23 protein-coding genes and 1 pseudogene are annotated in these 18,526 nt (G+C 34.6%); 1 reads left to right on the top strand and 23 read right to left on the bottom strand.

The window, feature by feature from the left end; genetic code table 11:
• Nucleotides 1-117: 117 nt before the first annotated feature.
• From ABC228_RS03580 to ABC228_RS03685, 22 genes and pseudogenes are all read right to left on the bottom strand, one after another.
• Nucleotides 118-483: pseudogene (locus ABC228_RS03580) on the bottom strand (DUF2441 domain-containing protein); the annotation flags it as partial.
• Nucleotides 484-511: 28 nt separating this feature from the next.
• The gene (locus ABC228_RS03585) at nucleotides 512-1,165 is read right to left on the bottom strand and encodes a hypothetical protein (RefSeq protein WP_345823710.1); all 654 of its coding nucleotides are present in this window, start codon (nucleotides 1,163-1,165) and stop codon (nucleotides 512-514) included.
• A 141-nt stretch (nucleotides 1,166-1,306) separates the two neighbouring features.
• A complete protein-coding gene (locus ABC228_RS03590) occupies nucleotides 1,307-1,882 on the bottom strand; it encodes a DUF4256 domain-containing protein (protein ID WP_345823711.1) in 576 nt (191 codons plus the stop codon).
• Nucleotides 1,883-2,280: 398 nt separating this feature from the next.
• Nucleotides 2,281-2,709: an NUDIX hydrolase gene (locus ABC228_RS03595; RefSeq protein WP_345823712.1), complete on the bottom strand. Its 429-nt coding sequence runs from the start codon at nucleotides 2,707-2,709 to the stop codon at nucleotides 2,281-2,283.
• Between the two features lie 86 nt (nucleotides 2,710-2,795).
• Nucleotides 2,796-3,299 carry a hypothetical protein gene (locus tag ABC228_RS03600; RefSeq protein ID WP_345823713.1) on the bottom strand — a complete coding sequence of 168 codons (504 nt, stop codon included), beginning with the start codon at nucleotides 3,297-3,299 and terminating at the stop codon, nucleotides 2,796-2,798.
• Nucleotides 3,300-3,395: 96 nt separating this feature from the next.
• Entirely contained in the window at nucleotides 3,396-3,881 is a 486-nt protein-coding gene (locus tag ABC228_RS03605) for a GNAT family N-acetyltransferase (protein WP_345823714.1), read from the bottom strand.
• Between the two features lie 35 nt (nucleotides 3,882-3,916).
• A complete protein-coding gene (locus ABC228_RS03610) occupies nucleotides 3,917-4,507 on the bottom strand; it encodes a hypothetical protein (RefSeq protein WP_345823715.1) in 591 nt (196 codons plus the stop codon).
• Nucleotides 4,508-4,720: 213 nt separating this feature from the next.
• Entirely contained in the window at nucleotides 4,721-5,527 is an 807-nt protein-coding gene (phnE, locus tag ABC228_RS03615; protein WP_345823716.1) for a phosphonate ABC transporter, permease protein PhnE, read from the bottom strand.
• Between the two features lie 16 nt (nucleotides 5,528-5,543).
• A complete protein-coding gene (gene phnE, locus ABC228_RS03620; protein WP_345823717.1) occupies nucleotides 5,544-6,359 on the bottom strand; it encodes a phosphonate ABC transporter, permease protein PhnE in 816 nt (271 codons plus the stop codon).
• Nucleotides 6,352-7,134, bottom strand: coding sequence for a phosphonate ABC transporter ATP-binding protein (phnC, locus tag ABC228_RS03625; RefSeq protein WP_345823718.1), 783 nt, complete (start codon nucleotides 7,132-7,134; stop codon nucleotides 6,352-6,354). The genes phnE (ABC228_RS03620) and phnC overlap by 8 nt, the downstream gene beginning before the upstream one ends.
• Before the next feature lie 81 nt (nucleotides 7,135-7,215).
• Nucleotides 7,216-8,295 carry a phosphate/phosphite/phosphonate ABC transporter substrate-binding protein gene (locus ABC228_RS03630; protein ID WP_345823719.1) on the bottom strand — a complete coding sequence of 360 codons (1,080 nt, stop codon included), beginning with the start codon at nucleotides 8,293-8,295 and terminating at the stop codon, nucleotides 7,216-7,218.
• A gap of 423 nt (nucleotides 8,296-8,718) precedes the next feature.
• Nucleotides 8,719-9,156: a hypothetical protein gene (locus ABC228_RS03635; RefSeq protein WP_345823720.1), complete on the bottom strand. Its 438-nt coding sequence runs from the start codon at nucleotides 9,154-9,156 to the stop codon at nucleotides 8,719-8,721.
• 113 nt (nucleotides 9,157-9,269) lie between these two features.
• Entirely contained in the window at nucleotides 9,270-9,755 is a 486-nt protein-coding gene (locus tag ABC228_RS03640) for a tetratricopeptide repeat protein (RefSeq protein ID WP_345823721.1), read from the bottom strand.
• 193 nt (nucleotides 9,756-9,948) lie between these two features.
• Nucleotides 9,949-11,349, bottom strand: a complete 1,401-nt coding sequence (locus ABC228_RS03645; RefSeq protein ID WP_345823722.1) for a right-handed parallel beta-helix repeat-containing protein — start codon at nucleotides 11,347-11,349, stop codon at nucleotides 9,949-9,951.
• A gap of 230 nt (nucleotides 11,350-11,579) precedes the next feature.
• On the bottom strand, nucleotides 11,580-11,855 hold the full coding sequence (locus ABC228_RS03650; protein WP_345824157.1) for a cupin domain-containing protein: 276 nt from the start codon (nucleotides 11,853-11,855) through the stop codon (nucleotides 11,580-11,582).
• Nucleotides 11,846-12,028 (bottom strand): hypothetical protein, encoded by a 183-nt coding sequence (locus ABC228_RS03655; RefSeq protein ID WP_345823723.1) that lies wholly within the window; start codon nucleotides 12,026-12,028, stop codon nucleotides 11,846-11,848. Before ABC228_RS03655 ends, ABC228_RS03650 begins: the two co-directional genes overlap by 10 nt.
• A gap of 314 nt (nucleotides 12,029-12,342) precedes the next feature.
• Entirely contained in the window at nucleotides 12,343-12,684 is a 342-nt protein-coding gene (locus tag ABC228_RS03660; RefSeq protein ID WP_345823724.1) for a four-helix bundle copper-binding protein, read from the bottom strand.
• A 157-nt stretch (nucleotides 12,685-12,841) separates the two neighbouring features.
• Nucleotides 12,842-14,869 (bottom strand): heavy metal translocating P-type ATPase, encoded by a 2,028-nt coding sequence (locus ABC228_RS03665; RefSeq protein ID WP_345823725.1) that lies wholly within the window; start codon nucleotides 14,867-14,869, stop codon nucleotides 12,842-12,844.
• A 384-nt stretch (nucleotides 14,870-15,253) separates the two neighbouring features.
• Nucleotides 15,254-15,802 carry a nucleoside/nucleotide kinase family protein gene (locus ABC228_RS03670; protein WP_345823726.1) on the bottom strand — a complete coding sequence of 183 codons (549 nt, stop codon included), beginning with the start codon at nucleotides 15,800-15,802 and terminating at the stop codon, nucleotides 15,254-15,256.
• Between the two features lie 36 nt (nucleotides 15,803-15,838).
• Nucleotides 15,839-16,237: a GNAT family N-acetyltransferase gene (locus ABC228_RS03675; RefSeq protein ID WP_345823727.1), complete on the bottom strand. Its 399-nt coding sequence runs from the start codon at nucleotides 16,235-16,237 to the stop codon at nucleotides 15,839-15,841.
• A gap of 37 nt (nucleotides 16,238-16,274) precedes the next feature.
• The gene (locus ABC228_RS03680) at nucleotides 16,275-16,745 is read right to left on the bottom strand and encodes a DUF7878 domain-containing protein (protein WP_345823728.1); all 471 of its coding nucleotides are present in this window, start codon (nucleotides 16,743-16,745) and stop codon (nucleotides 16,275-16,277) included.
• Between the two features lie 39 nt (nucleotides 16,746-16,784).
• Complete coding sequence (locus ABC228_RS03685; protein WP_345823729.1) at nucleotides 16,785-17,258, bottom strand: SMI1/KNR4 family protein; 474 nt, start codon at nucleotides 17,256-17,258, stop codon at nucleotides 16,785-16,787.
• Between the two features lie 361 nt (nucleotides 17,259-17,619).
• On the opposite strand from ABC228_RS03685, the gene ABC228_RS03690 reads away from it, so the two are divergent.
• A complete protein-coding gene (locus ABC228_RS03690) occupies nucleotides 17,620-17,850 on the top strand; it encodes a spore germination protein (protein ID WP_345823730.1) in 231 nt (76 codons plus the stop codon).
• 165 nt (nucleotides 17,851-18,015) lie between these two features.
• Here ABC228_RS03690 and ABC228_RS03695 read toward each other — a convergent pair whose 3' ends face one another.
• Nucleotides 18,016-18,477, bottom strand: a complete 462-nt coding sequence (locus tag ABC228_RS03695; RefSeq protein ID WP_345823731.1) for an NUDIX hydrolase — start codon at nucleotides 18,475-18,477, stop codon at nucleotides 18,016-18,018.
• Between the last annotated feature and the right edge of the window lie 49 nt (nucleotides 18,478-18,526).

Below are 18,526 nucleotides of genomic sequence, written 5' to 3' on the forward strand. Positions count from 1 at the left end.
TTAGCCTCCTGTTAGTAAAGGTTATTTACTTTAAAATGATTTAATCTAACCATTTACCATAAACCTAGTGTTAAAAGAATTTATTAACTAGAACTTTTTTGGTTCGCCAACTCCACTTTAATCGGAAAAGTTATGAATAATGTCTACTACTTCAATATATCCATTAATTAATAGTTCAGGAAGCTCATTCTTTACATTGCCCATCCAGTATTTTCTTGCCTGTTCTATTTTTATAGCAAAAGAAACTCCATCATCCTTTGGTAAGAGATTCCCTTCACCTTCAAAATAATTTCCAGTTACTCGAAGTTTAACAATCTGTAATACTCTTCGGTTATATGAATCAAAAATTTGTTTCCACTTTAAAGCATCTTCATAGGTTTTAGCTACACATAAGCAAGACAATCTTGAAGGGTAATCAGGATATTCTAGTAGTCTAACCATCTAAACTATCACTTCTCTAATAGCCTTTATTGTTTGACTCATTTACCTGTGCATTCACTTATTAGGATGTCTATAATTTTCGCTCTATCTCTTCATCACGTAATTTAAGGTGGATATTATTTGATGTTCCACTAATAATGTGATTAGAAACATCTGATAAATCGAGTAGTTCCTTCAAATTAATAGATTTTTTTTGATTCGCTTCAATAGAGATACGATATGGCCCAGCTAAATTCATTATGGACTCCGTTCGTGCTTCATCTCCCCAATAATATGAATCTAAAAACTCTAGCTCAAATGTCACAGCTTCATTGCTTCGATTGTATAGGACAAGATTACATTCCCCATTAATTTTATTATCATTAATTTCCTGGAATGTGCAATTTCCATTACCATCGTATGAAATTGCTTTTACCCCACTTGCCAAGGTTTCTTGGTACATTGTAGTTAGAAAAGTTGGTAATAATGAATAAACAATGACCATAATAAATACTGCCCTTAAGCGATATTTATTTAAGCCAATGACAAGTAGTATCATAGCGACTAGAAACAAAAATGAGCCGATTATACCCCAAATAATGTATCCATTATAATTTCGAATTGGAAACGACATGAAGATAGTTCGAGCATCCATTATTTCGTTATTTGGAAACGGGAAGAATAAAGACATACATACACCAAATATTAATAATGAAATAATTATTGTCACTTTACTTCTTACCATTTTTCCACCTCCTCCTATTATCCAGTGGTTTATTTATACTTCTATACAGTAGGACAATTTCCTAGCATTCTACCAAAAAAGAAGTGAAAGTTAGTTATTGGAACCATTTTCCAACGAGAATCACTTGATTTTATTGTCTATCTATACCCTTAATGAACCTCGGAATCCCCTAGATCCATAGTAAGAGTCCGCACCATTGTGATAGACGAAAACATGCCCAAAGCGAAAATCACAAAATAGTGCACCACCAAGTTTTCTAATATCAGAAGGAGTTTGCACCCAGCTTGACGTTTTCATATCGAAATTTCCAAGATCCTGTAACGCTCGATATTGTTCTTCTGTTAACAGTTCAATATCCATGGATGCTGCCATATCAATGGCGTTATTTTCTGGCTTATGTTTTTTTCTAGACTCAAGAGCCTCACGGTCGAAGCAAATACTTCTACGACCTTTAGGACTTTCCTTAGAACAATCATAAAAAATGTATTCGTCGTTCTCCCTATCATAATCGACAACATCTGGTTCACCGCCAGTTCTTTCCATTTCATTGAGTGACCACAGTTTTACTGAATTAGCTTTCAATTTTTCTTGAACGTTAGACCATTTAATATTTTGATGGCGAACCATGTTATTCTCAAATCGTATTTTCAGATTCTGGATTAATTCCTCACATTGTTCTGGTGATAAGTGCTTATTATTATTATCTTTATTTGTCATGCAAGTTCCTCCTATATTCTTTTATTTATAAAGATTATCTGTAGTCACTTTAAAGTATTTACTATTAACTTAACACTCTTCCACTGGTTGCACCTAGGCCTGTATTCCAAAAGAAAAGTAACACTATCATAATGCCAAACCAGGATAGTCTCCAGACTTTGTTTGAACCTGCAAACTGAATGAAGTAGAATACACTCCAAATCACAAATGATGCGATTATTGGAATCCGTTGAGCAAACGTCATTTCACCTTATACTTTAGATTGCTCAAGTGTGACGGTATTGCCGCAGCCGTAGAGAAACAGTGACAATAAACATATACTCGATAAATAGATTACATCCTTCATATAAAAGAGCATTTTTTTATCCTTCCAATTTCACTGACAATCTTATAGTAAACTAGGAAATCTCCGATAATAGCTTATGTGCTAGCTTTATATTATCTTTTAGAAAGTATGGCAGTTCGCTGTGATCCAAAATTTGTGAAGTGGTCATCCACAATACCTCATCAACTTCCTCGGTACTTTTAGCATATGGTTCCCCGTATTTATGTTGGCAGAGGAACACGATATCAATGACATTCTGACCTGAATTAGCAACAAATGAAGAACTATTTACATACCTTAAATTGGATACTTCTATTCCAACTTCTTCAAATATTTCTCGTTTTAAGGTTCTTTCCAATATATCTGTGCTTGTGCCTTCAATTTCACATTTACCACCAACAAGAGAAAGTGTACCAGCCCCATGTTCTTCTTTCTCACTTCTTCGGATTAAAAGCCAATTACCATTTTGGTATATTGCTCCTTCAACATTTACGATAAACATATAAAACCTCCATAGAAATTCGTGGTTAGGTAATTCTCCTAATACTAACGAAATACGAAAACCATATTTCCGCTCATATAACTCGATTAATTTTCATTTCCTTGATTTAAAATGGCATCCTGTTCATATTGATTTGGTTTTTCCCAATCACGAGTGATAATATATTGACCGTTATGTTGTATAGTCATTTGCCCTTCTTTTTCAATTATGTCTTCAAAATGATTGTCATAGTATTTCAATTGTAATGTATAGTTGTAGTCAATGGAACCATCTTCATTTTCCTCTACCTTTTCTAATACTACATCTTGCACTTCAATACTCTTTCTGGTATTTTTTGCAACGACAGTAATGATATTGAAGTAACGATTTGTCATGAAACTATTGTATTCTTCTTCTGAAAGATATGGTTTAACTCTCTCACCGATTTCTACTGCTGTTGGCGGATTGGATGGATTTTTAACTGTATATTGGTCTGTTTTGTATTCCATAACGAATTCCTTGATAGAATCTTCATTAAACACATTACCACCGCATGCCGTAACGACAAAGAACATACTAGTCAGGAACAGTATCCCCATAATGTTTTTCAAGCGCATAACCTCCCTACATTACATACGTCTATATTAGCTATATGTTTCAATAGGCAGCCTTGGTTCATACTTAATTGCTCCCTTAAAACAAGTTTATTATAATGACAATACCATCCTTACAGTCTTTAGAATATGACCTTCGAAATTATCATCATATTCCTTAATTACCTTGAAGCCTTTTGCTTCATAAAAGGTTCTTCCGACTTCGTTTTCCTTTTCTACATTAATATAAATATGCTTTACTCCATGTAAATTCTTAATCCCCTCATATAATAAGGCAGTTCCTATTCCTTTACTTTGTGAATCTGGATATAGATATATCGCAGCTAACTCTGCTTCCCCTTTTGCTGTTACTGAAGAAAAGTTGCAAAAACCTACTATTTCCTGGTTTATTACAGCAACCATTAGGAGAGAATCTCGAAGTCTTCTTTTCATCATTTGGTCACTGTATGCTAGGTTTAAAAATTTTTCTTGGATTGGTCGTGGAATTATTCCTTCGTATGTTGCATTCCAACTGCTCTTAGCTACAGCTTGGACCTGCTCAATATCTTCACTTACCATTTCACGGATTAAATATTGCATATTTGTCACTCCTCACATTTCTACAATCATCATGATTACTTATACTGTTTAAATGATTCTGCTATCTTAATGATTTCTTCTTTTGGATATAGTTCTCCCACAGTTTTATCCTTATGAAGAGAATACAGATGTATCCCGAATGTGGTCCCACTATCTTCCCAATAAAACGTCTGTGCATGGCGATTAGCCATATAGAAGCCACGCAATCCTTTTCCAAAATCAATTAGCTTATTTTCGTCATAATTAGCAATACTATCAAGAGAAAAAATAGAAGTGCTTGATTGCTCGATTTCCATTACCTTCTCTTTATCCCTTGACATGTATCTCGTCAAGATAACATAAAATTCTTTGTTTTTACGATCCCTGGGCTCAGCAAAAGTCTCTAGCCCATCAACATCTTCTGAATCATCACTGTTATTAACTAAGTCAACAGGACCTCTAAATTCGGTTTCCAATACGGTATCATCAACTTTAAAAGGTGAATATGTTGGGAATTGTATCGTGCGTTCGAATCCGGTTAATTCATTACTTTTATAAACCTTTTTAGTACCAATAAAATCACCATTAGATGAACAAGCAGTTAAAAAGAACAATCCTAAGATAAGTAAGAAGTTCTTTCGATTCATTCCAGATCTCTCCTCTCTTTTCATACCGTTCCTCTACGTGAAATTGCAACAAACTCTTTTTGGCGCATTTATATATAAATTAATTATCTATTCTATAATACTAACATAATATTCCATTTGAATGATTGAATTTTCGCAAAAGAAAAACGACCAATTGAATGGCCGCTTCGTAAATGCTGCTATATCTCTAACATTCTGTGATAATCAACGTTTTTATCCGGTTATTAACTTTGCCCGTGTACGATTCGAGATTAACTCTACAAGTAATATTAAGAGCATTAGTCCAATTAGAATAGCTCCAACCTCTGTCCAACGATAAGCATTCATGGCAAATATAAGTGGTGCGCCAATTCCTCCTGCACCAACTAAACCTAAAACCGATGCTTCTCTTAAGTTCATATCAAATCGATAAATAATAATTGATAAAAAAATCGCAAATAACTGTGGCACTATCCCATATCTTATTTTTTCAAAGGTATTGCATCCAATCGAAGTCATGGTTTCAAGAATACTCGTATCCAAATCCTCAATAGCATCAACAAGCAGTTTAGCCAACATCCCAACCGATATTAATGAAATTGTTAAAACACCTGAAAATGGCCCCGGTCCTGTAACACGAATAAACATTAAACCATAAACAAGCGCTGGAACCGTGCGAATGATAATTAATAGAAATTTGGTGAACGAAGCGATTGGCTTAGGTACAACATTTGAAGCCGAGAGAAACGCAAGTGGAATAGCTAACAGTGCACCAATAATCGTACCTAAAAATGCAATCGAGAGAGTTTCGACTAATAAAAATAGAACACCCTCCGAAGTAAGGTTTAATAAAAGGTCTAAATCTGGACTGATGATACCTTTTATGATGCTTGTTGCAATTTCCCAACTGCTTCCTTCCATGTCTTTCCTATCAATTGTTGAAAAAGACCATAAAAATAGAAGTAGAATAATGAGCGATACGGTAATCAAATATCGATTATATTTAGGTGATTTATTGAGTTGTTTTTCGATGACATCCATTTGTACGTTTACCCCTTTAAAATAGCTTCTTCCTGAAATGTTCACTTATCTTTTCAATTACAAATACTGTTAAGATAAGCATAAGTAATATCATGCCAACGCTAGCATAGTCTCTCCAGCCTAAGCTTTCGTTTATCAGTAATCCAATCCCACCTGCACCAACATAACCTAATATAGCAGCGTATCGTACGTTCCCCTCGAAACAAAATAAAGACGTAGATAAGTAGTTTGGTAAGATCTGTGGTATTATCGAATACCGGAATGCTTGTATTTTGGACATACCGAGTGATTCCATTGCTTCAAAACTACCCATTTCTCCATTTTCGATTTGTTCGTATAGTAGTTTCCCTACATAAGATATTGTGAACAAAAATATCGCAACTGTTCCAGCTAATGTTCCTAAACCAAAGATGAATGTAGCAATTAATGCAGCTACTAGTGTAGGAATCTTTCGTATAATACTTAACAGAAGTTTAGCCACGAAAACTACTAGTTTATGTTTCATCATGTTGGATGATGCAAGATAAGCAACCGGAATAGCAGCTAGCGAACCTAATAATGAACCAAGTAAGGACATTTGTATGGTTTCTAGGAGCGGCTGCCAAATATGGCCGAAGTAATCCCACTTAGGAGGAATCATTTCATTGATTATGACAAAAAATTCCTGCCAGCGGTCTGCTAACACCTTTGCTTCAAAGCTAGTAGCTTGGACCGATATATATGTAGCAATTAGAACAACTATAATAATGAAAACTGCCTTCGACTTTTTCTCCTGGACAACCTTTCCATTTGGTAACGTTAGTTTTTTCGGTGAAAATATTTTGTCATACATAAGCGGTCTCTCCTGTGTTTTCATTGACTTTGTATTCAGTTGAGTCCCCATAAATATGTTTTAGAACAACTGGTGTTACCTCTGTAGAATTTCCATCAAATATTATTTGTCCTTCTCGTACGCCAATGATTCTATTGGCATATTCTAAAGCTATTTCGACATGGTGAATATTCATAATGACAGATATATTCATTGCTTGATTAATGCGTTTTAAATCATCCATCACATGCCTAGATGTAACAGGGTCAAGAGAGGCAATCGGTTCATCCGCTAAAATTATTTCTGGGTTTTGAGCCAACGTCCGAGCAAGTGCAACACGTTGCTGCTGGCCACCTGATAATTGATTGACTCTTACATAGGCTTTGTCCAGTATCCCAACTTGGTCCAATGCAGTCAGTGCTTTAATCTTCTGACCTTTTGTGAATACACCTGTTACTTTTCTCCAAAGTGTTAGCTCAGGGACAAATGATACTAACACATTCTTTAATACGGTAGTACGAGTAATGAGATTAAAGGATTGAAAGATCATCCCGACTCGCTTACGAAGCTTTCGGACGTCACTACCTCTAATGGCATTAACCTCCACCTGATTCATCATAATTTTACCGCTAGTAATGTCATGCATTCGATTGATACACCGAAGCAATGTCGATTTGCCAGCACCTGATAATCCAATGATGGCGACAAATTCACCCTGATTGATTTTTAAGTTAATGTTTTGTAATGCTTTTATATTATTGGTGTATGTTTTATTGACATTAATAAACTCTATCATTGATAATCCCCATTCTTGTGAAAATGAGAACATCATGGATGCTCTCATTTTTTTAAAGTAATATAGATGATGTAAACGCTATCAGTTTAAACTTTGCACCAGTTCCTGTGCTTTTCTTTCATTGTCGTAATCCGAAGAAGCGGCCTCTTGATATCCTTCATGATTGTAAATGGATATGACTTCTTTTCCTTCATCCGTTTGAGCAATATTAATAAATGCTTGTTGGATAGCTGTTTTCAGGTCTTCATTCATATTTTCCGCATTTTTACTGACGCTTATCGTATCATTATAGATACCAGTTGTGACACCAATGACATTGGTTTCATCCCAAATTGAAGCATCTCTTTCAAAATCATTCTTCCAAGAATTTGCATTGTCACGTCTTGAATCTGCATATGTAACCATTATGTCAAGTTGTTCAGACGCTAGGCGAGCAAATGCACTACCATAGGAATCTACTTGTACTACATTTTCAAGATCGGTAATGGTTTTGCCATAATGTTCATCTAACCAAATTGCTGGATAAATGTAACCAGCTGGAGAGGAAGATGACATAACAGCCCAGTTTGCGCTATTTAAATCTTCAAAAGTTAACGCTTCTCCATTGTTTACTTTGTCAGCAAGTTCTTGTCCTTTCTCTGAAGGACCGGCAATAATTAATGCGCGATAGTAAGTTACTTGATCTTCTGAAGGTTCAGTTGGTTTATTATCATTCCAGTCGACTGGATTATTGGAATCGTTACTTAACCCTGCACGAGTGGAAGTTAAAATTACCTCGGCACCATCATCATAAAGAACGTAGGTACCACCAGGAATAAGTCCAACATCTAAGGTACCTGCTGATAAGCCTTCACCAACAGCCTCATAATTTGTACCTACCGTTATGTCGACTTCACCAATATCGTAGCCTAACTCTGCTAACTCTTCTGTTAATAGCGATTTTAACGGCTCTGTTGCCGTAATAATTTCTTCTGGTTCTCTTGAAGGAACGAATCCAATTGATAACGTATCTATCGTTCTAGTTGCTGCTGTATCTGAATTTCCTTGAGAAGCTGTACCTTCTGTCTCTTCTTCACTAGTCTGTGCATCTTCTGAATTACCACATGCTGTTACAACAACAATTAACAAAGCAAGCGTAAGGCCATATAATAATTTTTTCACTTCTATTCCTCCTCTAGTTCATAATAATCATGCTTTATATCTATTATGCTGTATGACTATTAATCTACTATTTAATTACTGTTAATAATTGTTAATAAAGACTACTAATTCTTTTATACCCAAACAAAAAAGCGATCTTAAGATCGCTTTTTGTAAATATTGCCAAAATATAATTTTAAGGAGTAGAGCTAGTCATAAAGTACAGAATAATGAGGATAATCATAATTAATAAGATACCCAAAATTAGATGTTTCAAAGAGAATCTCCTTCACTAGTTATTGTTAATATCAGTTAATTTATCTATATTCTTTATTCCATCCTCATATTCTCTTAATTCTAGTAACTATTTTTAATGCGAATTTTTGTAAACGTTCGTTTCTAATAATGTTAGCTAATTTTAACCAACGCTAGTCAGTTCTACTATTAATTCTTAGTAAAGGACCGGATAAATAGGATTCCAGCTAATACAGAAACAACCATATGTGTTTCTGGGATAATAAATATATTAATGAAGAGATGTTCTAGTTTTGGCATTGGTGAACCAAACCATTTAAGCCAATATATGTTTGGGATAAAGACTAAGGTCGTTAAGAATAAAGAAGGTATAAGTAGTTTTAAATTTACCTTTATTTCTTTATTAATAAGCTGCTGAATAGCTCTCCATTCTGATAAAATACCGAAAAGATAAGCCCATACCGCTATTCGAAATGAAAGCATACCAATTTCATCTGAGATTCTCTGAGTTGCAAGATTTAAAGCATCATAATCATTCATTATCATATATAGCAAGGTCAACATAGCGAATACTAATACGCCGATTCCAATTACTTTCCTTTGGATGTGAAACCCTCCTAAAGACATAAAGATTTATTACCGATGAAGTGTGTGCACACGAATCATTAATATGTATTCATCATAACAGAATATCCTTACCTTTGATTTTACTATAAATATTGTTTCAGTTGTAACATCATTTACTTCCAAGTTACATCTAATTTATTCGAATAGAATTCAATGGCTTTTTGATAGCTTAATAGTTTATCATCAGTTGTGGTATCGATTAAACATTTTAATAGCAGCTCCATCGCTTTATGATGCTCGTTGAGATTATATAAGGTCATGGCATAGAATGTTTGAATTGCTCGATTCGTCGGAAAAGCTTCCATAGCCTTTTGAAAGACTTTTTTTGATTGTTTATATTCTCCAAGCGTTCGATATGTACTGCCTAATCCTAATAATGCTCCTTCTAACTCCTCGCGTGGTAATCCAAGCTCAATGGCTTGTTCGTAATAGGGTACTGCATTAGCTTCTTCACCTAACAAGTCAAAACTCCAAGCACATTGATAGTTAATAGATGGATGTTCAGGGTACAACTGTACCAATCGAATGAGTATTTCATTCGACTCTTTACGGTTTCCAGTTTTTCGTAGGTTAATAGCTCTTTCTAACTCACTTTCCATCACTATTCCTCCTAGGTTTTATGATTGGTAATCTCTTTCATGAAACTTACTTGCAAGTTTTATACTAGTTCAGATGCTAGCATAATATTCCGCAAGTATCATAAAAAAGGCGTTCAATGCGATGACCACCTTCTCTACTTTTGCTATCCTAAGCCTGTATAATTGATTATTATCTCAACATGTATGATGGATATCATTCGATAATTTCTTTTGCAGGTGAATCTTCTATAAGATCAAAATCAAATGTTTTCTCATTTCGATATTCTGGATCGATATAACGAGAACTCTCATCCCCATTTGATGCTTCAAGAAATTCAGAGAACGAACGATATTCTTCGTCTTTCCATACCCATATTCCTTCTTTTCCTTCTTCAGAATGAAAAACATTATTCTTTAATTCATTTTCCTTGTTAGCTGTAAAGTAATTCGCAATAAATATACGAGACGGTCCAGCAGTTAGGATATTACCTTCTATACTGTTATATTGTGTATTATACTGTAATAATAGCTGTCCTCCCTCTAAACCCTCTGTATCATTTCGATACATAATATTGTGAGCGATTGTGGTGTTTTTAGTACCACCCCTATTTTCATCATACCCTCCAATTGATATTCCAGTATAATAATTATGATAAACAACATTGTTTGTGATGGTAATATTATCAGCGGATTTTCCAGAATGCTCAGATGTAGCTTCGATTCCGATATCATTTTTATATACAGTATTTCCTTCGATGGATATATTTTTCCCACCATCTACATAAATCCCTGCTGCAGAGTACTCTTCGCCATATGCTGGATTTCCAAAAGAGCTTATCTCATAAACATCATTGTCCTTCACCATTCCATTACGAACAAAATCGTGTTCCTTATCCTTTGAAATACCCTCGTAACCAATCATATCAATTCCAATATTATCACTTCGTCGAACAGTATTACCATTTACCGTAAAACCATTAATATTTCCATTAAGCACAATTGCTTCACTTGAACCAAGTTTTAACTCTTCAACGATATTATTTACAATATTGATATCGTTCATTTCACCAGTACCATATATTGCAATTCCATGACCATTGCCATTTTCTGAATTTGTTGTTATTCCATGAACATGATTATTTTCTAATGTAATATGACTGCTAGAACCAGTTACATAAATGCCAATAACTGTTTCATCTGATAAATTGGTTGATAGATCCTGTATTGATAATCCAAAAATTGAAATGTTATTCTTATCGTCAATTGTAATTAACGCTGTATCCCCATCAGATTCTGTATGATTACTTCCGCTTATGACTACTTTTTCATCTTGATATGCACTAAAAATAATAGGATTTGAGTCTGTTCCACTATGTTTTACAACTAGTTTTTCATGATACGTTCCTTCTCTTATGTATACAGTCGTTCCTGCTTGGGCGACAGAAGCGGCTTTCTCAAGTGTACGAAAAGGCTTCGATTTCGTACCATTATTTTCATCATCTCCATTAAGCGCTACATAAATGACTTTATCCGCTTTAGCATCTGTATTATTTAGTATTATGACTGCTGTTATTGCAGCAACGGCCGTAAGAACAATTACTATCATTTTTTTCATCATTTTCCTCCAACATTATGTAAGAATCATATTTTGATTATAAGTGAACCAATCATAAATTACTAAATAAATCTCTTACTCTAGCAAGTTACAAAGAAATTCATAGTGAATTAAACTAAAGTACTGTAGGAATTGTGTTTGCCTTTCACATTTATTATTCTCGTGTAGGCTTATATTTCATAAAAGAAGTCGTTTCCCCTATAGTGAACATAAGGGAACGACTTCTTTAATTAGGAATATTCCTCCGCAGCCATCGCATCTGCCTTTGTTCGATGTACTGTGCCAAATGGATGCTCTGGAGGAGCGTATATCGTATATAATTTTAATGGCTTTTCACCCTTATTAGTTAGATTATGCCATTTCCCAGCAGGAACCATGATCGCATCATCCTCCGAGGCCATCATTTCAAAGTCCAAATTTTGCTGGGAGTCACCCATTTGTACAAGTGCTCTTCCTTCCTCAATACGAAGAAATTGATCTACATCCGGATGAACCTCTAAACCAATATCTTTCCAAAATCCATATTAAACTCTTGCCTATAAGGAATTTGTTGGTAATAATAAGGATTTAGATAGGCATGATTTTGAACTGTATTCCAATACTGTGGCTGACTTGGATAGCTTCGAAATGTTCCGTTTGTAACATATGGATTCCAATACATACAAGGTACAGCGTACATGATTTCACTTCCTTTTTATTTTTACAGAATTATCCTATGCAATATGCCTACAATTGGTCCATCTATCAAAAATCTTAAGCATTATCTTAGTATTTAAAAGTATTGATAACCATTTGAATACTTTTTACTAATTTGAAAACGCATAAAAGGGTGCATCAAAAATAATTGAATTGTTGTGTTATGTACCGTCAGTATCATAAGTAGGATAAGTAAAAGTACAAATCCATCATATATCCATATTCAACATGCAAGCTAACCATTGTATGAACAAAAAATAATGATCCCCAACGTGATATATCTGTTGGGGATCATTATTAAGCCATATTTTTGCATGCTTCTGCGCATTCACGGCAAATTTTAGCACATTCTTGGCAGTGGGTATCCTGGAACTTCTCACACTCAGTTGCACATGTCTCACACATCTCGGCACAAAGTTGACAAAACTGTTTGGCACTAGGACTATTTCGAGACATATAAGCAATTGCTTGAAAACACATTTCAGCACAATCATTTAATCCTTGTATACATTTAATCCTTGCTTGTACATCTGGTTCTTGCAAACATGCTGTTGTGCATTCCTCACATGCTCTCGCACATTTTATACATGCATCAATACAGCTATCCATATTTGTTGAAGAACCTGTCAAAACTCCCATAATTCAACCTCCATATTATTATTCAGAGATATTTTTTACTATTAATAATTTATTTATTCGTATCTTACAATGTTATGGAGATCATCATAGGTATATAGTAACGATTCATGGTTTATTCAATCTTAAACAAAATCTTGAAGCCAATTGAGACATTTTTTTACACTTTAAGAAATCGTGCATTGATTGCAACTATTACTGTACTTAACGACATCAAAACAGCACCTACAGCTGGGCTTAATACGATTCCAATTGGTGATAATACTCCTGCTGCAAGTGGTATTGTTACAATATTATACCCTGCTGCCCACCATAAATTTTGAATCATTTTTCGATAAGTAGCCTTTGAAAGCGAGATGATTGATACCACATCACTTGGATTACTTTTAACCAAAACAACATCGGCCGTCTCCATTGCAACATCCGTTCCTGCCCCTATTGCAATACCTAAGTCTGCATTTGCTAGAGCAGGTGCATCATTAACACCGTCACCTGTCATCGCAACCTTGAAGCCCTCTTGTTTCAATTCTTTAATTTTATCCGCTTTTTGATGTGGTAATACTTCTGCAAATACATCGTCAAGTCCTAATTCAGTTGCAACCCAATTAGCAACCTGACGATTATCTCCTGTTAACATCATCGACTTTACTTCTAGAGAATTCAGTTCGCTAATAGCATGTTTAGCACTCTGTCTAATTTTATCAGCAAGCGCAATCATACCTGCCAGCTTGTTTTCTACTAACACAAACACGACTGTCTTTCCTTGTTTGGAAAGGTCTTGGAATTTGTCGACTTGATATTCAATACCCTGTTCCTTGATATATCCAGGGCTAACAATTTTAATGTCTTTTCCTTCCACCATTCCCTGAAGTCCTTTTCCTGTGAGTGATTCAAAGTTTTCTGGTGACTTCAATTTAATATTTCTTTGTTTTGCATCTTCTACGATACCTCGTGCGATAGGGTGTTCGGATTGTGCTTCCAGAGAGCCAGCTAGCATCATGATTTCCTCTTGATTAATCCCTTCCTCTATTTCCATATCCGTAATCCCAAATCTACCTTCTGTAAGTGTTCCAGTTTTATCAAAAACGACCGTTTGAAGTTTTCTTGCATCTTCAAAGCTTGCTCTGTTTCGTATAAGTAGTCCTTGCTTCGCTGCTAATGCAGTAGATCTAGCTACTACTAGAGGGGCTGCTAACCCCAAGGCGTGAGGGCAAGCAATTACCATTACAGTGACCATTCGCTCAAGTGCATAGTTGAACTCATACCCTAACAAAAGCCATATGAGCAATGTCGTAATCCCAGCAACTAATGCAACATAAAACAACCATTTAGCTGCTCGGTTAGATAAATCCTGTGTTTTAGATTTAGACTCTTGTGCTTCTCTAACCATTGTTATTACCTGAGATAAGTAGCTCTTTTCACCTGTTTTAAGTACGGAAACAGTCAACGATCCTTCGCCGTTAATAGAACCACCAATTACTTCGTCCTCCGCTTCTTTAGCCACTGGAACAGATTCACCCGTTAACATAGATTCATCAATGGATGAATGGCCTTTAACGATGGCGCCATCAACAGGAATTTTCTCTCCAGGTTTTACAAGAACATGATCTCCCTCTTTTAAATCAGAAATAGGCACATCTGTAACATCTCCATTTTCATCAACTAAATGAGCCTCTGAGGGCATCATTTTTATTAATTCCTCAAGTGCATTTGAGGCACCCATTACAGAACGCATTTCGATCCAATGCCCAAGTAACATGATGTCAATAAGAGTCGCTAATTCCCAAAAAAAGTTCTTGCCAGACAAACCAAATACAGTTAACGAACTGTAGACATAAGCAACAATAATCGCCAATGAAATAAGCGTCATCATACCAGGATTTTTTTCCTTCAATTCGTCCTTTAATCCTTTTAAAAAAGGTAATCCACCATAAATAAATATGAATGTCGCTAGAATAAACAATACATACTGATCGCCGGAGAATCGCCATTCAATCCCTAAGAAAGATTGAATCATTGGTGACAAAATTAGGATTGGAATAGTGAAAATTAATGAGATGTAAAAACGCTTTTTAAAGTCATCTAACATATGACTGTGATTATGACCATGATGTTGGTGATCATGTTGTTCACTATTGTCATGATTGTGATGTTCATGATTGGTATGAGTAGTTGAATGCTTCTCCATCTATATCACCTCGTCTAGTCTCAAAAAATTAGTTTGCTAATGTTAGTAATTCCCATAAAATGTGAAGATATGGTGAAAAACTATATATTTATTATTTACCCGATTATGCTAAATAAAAACTAGTGGATGTTGTAAGTATTGTGAGGAAGAGGATTTTCTTCAGAGATGCTAACGATTTGTCACGTATACATTAAAGCTGTTTTAAGCCATTTTTGTATAAATTATTTTAATACTTGTAACGAGTAGGGTTATACAGAAAAAGCGAACAAGCTACTGATCACCGTGTTTAATATATTTTGTCTTATATCTTGACATATCGTAACCGAATAATTAATTCAAATTTATACAAGGTAATAATCAAACTTCTCCAATTTCATCAAATAACTAAATTTTTCCATTAATAGTTTTATGGTATATTTCTTCAACAAGAGTAGCCACTGCTTGTGATCCATCTACAATAAGTTCTGAATTAGGTTTGATAGTTTTTAGCATCTCTAGATACCCCCTCCTACCTTGTAATAGGTAGTTATCCATTTCCTTCATTATTATCTCGGTAGAACTATTGTGAAAATCTCTTAAAATACGACGAGCCATCGCAATATCTAAAGGAGTATCAATGAAAACAGTAAAGTCAATATACGAACGTAGCTGGGAATGATTATAAGAAAAGGGATAATCTAATACAATATAGTCAAAATTGTCTTGTAATAGACCCTCTAAATCAATGATTAATGGACTTAGATTCCATTCTTCATAAACAGATCCCCTGTCAACCCAACCAATCATGTCATTAGGACCTTCAAAATCATAGTTATCAAAAAATAACACACTAGAATTAGGTAATCTATCGCTTAGTCTGTTTGCTATTGTTGTTTTCCCACCACCGGATACGCCAGCAATGGCAATAACACTTGGTGACTTTTTATTTTTCATTAAAAACCACCTCTATCAATTTATATTATATATATACTATTTTCTGTGCATAACATACTGGGATTTGCTATGTTTAAAATTGTTGTTTTTCTCATAGAATGGAATTAAGTCCTTGTCGCAAAATAAGCTAATTACATCAATATGTGAAAGTTCTTGCAACAGCTTCGATACCACTTTCTTACCAATACCAGATTTATGGTAATCACGATGTATCACAACATCTTCAACATAGCCTCTATATTTACCGTCAGTAATAGCTCTAGCAAAACCTATTAGAAGATTTCCTTTCCAGGCGCCAACCGATATTTCCCGAGTTAACATGCTGTCAATATCCTGCTCACCTCTTTCCTCCCACCAACCAGCATTTCGATATAGCCTCATCAATTCCCATGCTTGAATTTGTTTTTCGCTAAAACTTCTAATATCTACTTTCAAGTTCTTACCTCCATTGATTCCTCATGAGTTTTGAGCTTTAATGGCTATACGGAATATGTTTCATAAATTTTTCAAGTGTAATCTCATAGTATTCTTCTATATCTTCTCTTAACCTCTTTTCTAGTACTTCGAGCTCTTTTACAACATAATGAAGATCAAACGAATTATAAATATCCAATTCAGCCCAAATTGATTTCACAATCGCCTTATCCGAAAATGGTATCACAGAAATAAGGGCACCATCTTCATAATCATCATACTCAATCGTGTAATAATGAAACGCAGAAATATTATCTATTGAAACTTCTTGCTTCCATTTATATAGTGATTTGTAGAATTCTAGTATAGCTATTTCTGCTTGAAAATATCGTTCTTCATTAATATAAATGGTAAATAATGCATCCACTGAGAGTATAGATGGAACATCTTTTCTAAGCTTATTCGAAATGTTTTCTTTATTCCGGATAAATTCATATTCGAAACTAATTTTGTTGGAATTTTGATTCATAACCTATTAACCATCCAATCTACTTGTTACAATATCAATTTACTTTTCCCAAAAAGGATCGCCCTGTGCAGCGACATATCGCTCCAACCACGTTTTGTAATTCATATTTAAATTATGGTAATCATCCTCAAAGTCAATAAATTCGCCTACCCAAATGAAGTTCTCAACCTTCTCAAGATAGCATTGACAAACTATTCTAAGCCCATCTAAACCAATGCCAATTGGTAAGAAATTGTCAGGACACTCCCATTCTTTACTATAGTGTAAAATCTCTTTAACGGAAAATAAATGTGTACCGCCACTATATTTCGGACTAACATATAGATCTGCCCCATTATGTAACTTCAAAAAGGATAGAAGCTCGATTGGTGCAAATGAAGGTAGAAGTTTACTTTCGGTTTCAGAGGCTGGTGCATAAAAAGTAAAGCTTTCTTCTTCTACATAACCATCTTCTCTCTTAATAATCAATTTACCATCAATTAAATGACTCTTTATTTCGTTGAAAGGATCCATTATCATCACCCTAATCTTTCGAGATACTTAATTTAGTCATAACGTTAAAAATCGAAATGAACTTTTATAACGTGTGTACTTAGACTCCTAATACCATTATATTAACATATTTTTCCAACGATATTATTATTATAATTAATAATCCATTTATTAAGCTCTATTTTTAGCAAGAAGTTATAAATCATTTACCAATGAGTCCGTTGTTAAGCATTATATGTATATTAAAAGAACATTGGACATCTACCTAAATATCAGTTACGAGGACAATTGTACATTTCAAACTGATTTTGGAATCCATATTATAGGTGTAAAGGGTAATACATTCCAACAAGGTTATCCAGTTGAAAAAAGGAGAGGTTACATGCCTAGTTATTTGATTGGACCAATATTTATTAATAGTAATGAAGGGCAAGTCATTACAGGGGATACTTTTTATGTTGCACCCACATCTACTAGTAAGGTCGTAACAGGCGCAGGCAGTCTAAACACAGGATATTGGATAAATACGAATAATCCATTAAGTTCACCAAACGTGGCAGATCCGGATATAGCTGATTCGAATATTGAAAATATTAATCCCGCTGATATATAAGATTCTACTTGGAAAGCTTACATGCAATTAATTAGTTTCATACGTTATTTGAATCATGAAATACAATTAATAGTAATTACGAGTTTTCTAACGACGCCAACATATGCCTAACCCCGAATCGTACCAATCAATAAGAGTTACGATTCGGGGTTAAATTTTACACTTTCATTTGCTTGCTAAGATAACTTTATTCACATAAGCTTCAATATACTTACGATTTGCCAACGTTAAACCTTCGGGTAAATCATCTAGACTTACATATTGCAAATCAATAGACTCTGTTTTATCCATTTTAATCTTACCTGTTGATTCATGCGCAACATAAACAGCTGTTACTGAATATAATTCATCTCCATTATGCAACTTCAAATAATAGTCACTGCCAGAGAAAACATCAAGTAACTCTAGTTTTGCAATATCAAGTCCTGTCTCCTCTTTAACTTCTCTCTTAGCCGTATCCTCTAAGCTTTCACCTAATTCCATTAAACCACCGGGCAACCCCCAGCTTCCATCGATTCTGTGTTGTAACAGCAATTCATTTTGTTCATTTATTACTAACACTACTGACCCAGGTAAAATTAAAGGTCTATTCCCGACTAATTTCCTTAGCTCCATCACGTATTCCATATAAATTCCTCCTATGTTTTATAAGTATTGCATTCTTAGTAGAAGGAAT

The organism is Ornithinibacillus xuwenensis (genome assembly GCF_039614845.1).
GTDB lineage: Bacteria > Bacillota > Bacilli > Bacillales > Amphibacillaceae > Ornithinibacillus > Ornithinibacillus xuwenensis.

Coding starts and splice junctions, on each gene's coding strand:
- ABC228_RS03585 (WP_345823710.1), bottom strand. CDS start 1,165: ATGGTAAGAAGTAAAGTGACAATAATTATTTCATTATTAATATTTGGT.
- ABC228_RS03590 (WP_345823711.1), bottom strand. CDS start 1,882: ATGACAAATAAAGATAATAATAATAAGCACTTATCACCAGAACAATGT.
- ABC228_RS03595 (WP_345823712.1), bottom strand. CDS start 2,709: ATGTTTATCGTAAATGTTGAAGGAGCAATATACCAAAATGGTAATTGG.
- ABC228_RS03605 (WP_345823714.1), bottom strand. CDS start 3,881: ATGCAATATTTAATCCGTGAAATGGTAAGTGAAGATATTGAGCAGGTC.
- ABC228_RS03610 (WP_345823715.1), bottom strand. CDS start 4,507: ATGAATCGAAAGAACTTCTTACTTATCTTAGGATTGTTCTTTTTAACT.
- phnE (WP_345823716.1), bottom strand. CDS start 5,527: ATGGATGTCATCGAAAAACAACTCAATAAATCACCTAAATATAATCGA.
- phnE (WP_345823717.1), bottom strand. CDS start 6,359: ATGTATGACAAAATATTTTCACCGAAAAAACTAACGTTACCAAATGGA.
- phnC (WP_345823718.1), bottom strand. CDS start 7,134: ATGATAGAGTTTATTAATGTCAATAAAACATACACCAATAATATAAAA.
- ABC228_RS03635 (WP_345823720.1), bottom strand. CDS start 9,156: ATGTCTTTAGGAGGGTTTCACATCCAAAGGAAAGTAATTGGAATCGGC.
- ABC228_RS03640 (WP_345823721.1), bottom strand. CDS start 9,755: ATGGAAAGTGAGTTAGAAAGAGCTATTAACCTACGAAAAACTGGAAAC.
- ABC228_RS03645 (WP_345823722.1), bottom strand. CDS start 11,349: ATGAAAAAAATGATAGTAATTGTTCTTACGGCCGTTGCTGCAATAACA.
- ABC228_RS03655 (WP_345823723.1), bottom strand. CDS start 12,028: ATGTACGCTGTACCTTGTATGTATTGGAATCCATATGTTACAAACGGA.
- ABC228_RS03660 (WP_345823724.1), bottom strand. CDS start 12,684: ATGGGAGTTTTGACAGGTTCTTCAACAAATATGGATAGCTGTATTGAT.
- ABC228_RS03665 (WP_345823725.1), bottom strand. CDS start 14,869: ATGGAGAAGCATTCAACTACTCATACCAATCATGAACATCACAATCAT.
- ABC228_RS03670 (WP_345823726.1), bottom strand. CDS start 15,802: ATGAAAAATAAAAAGTCACCAAGTGTTATTGCCATTGCTGGCGTATCC.
- ABC228_RS03680 (WP_345823728.1), bottom strand. CDS start 16,745: ATGAATCAAAATTCCAACAAAATTAGTTTCGAATATGAATTTATCCGG.
- ABC228_RS03685 (WP_345823729.1), bottom strand. CDS start 17,258: ATGGATCCTTTCAACGAAATAAAGAGTCATTTAATTGATGGTAAATTG.
- ABC228_RS03690 (WP_345823730.1), top strand. CDS start 17,620: ATGCCTAGTTATTTGATTGGACCAATATTTATTAATAGTAATGAAGGG.
- ABC228_RS03695 (WP_345823731.1), bottom strand. CDS start 18,477: ATGGAATACGTGATGGAGCTAAGGAAATTAGTCGGGAATAGACCTTTA.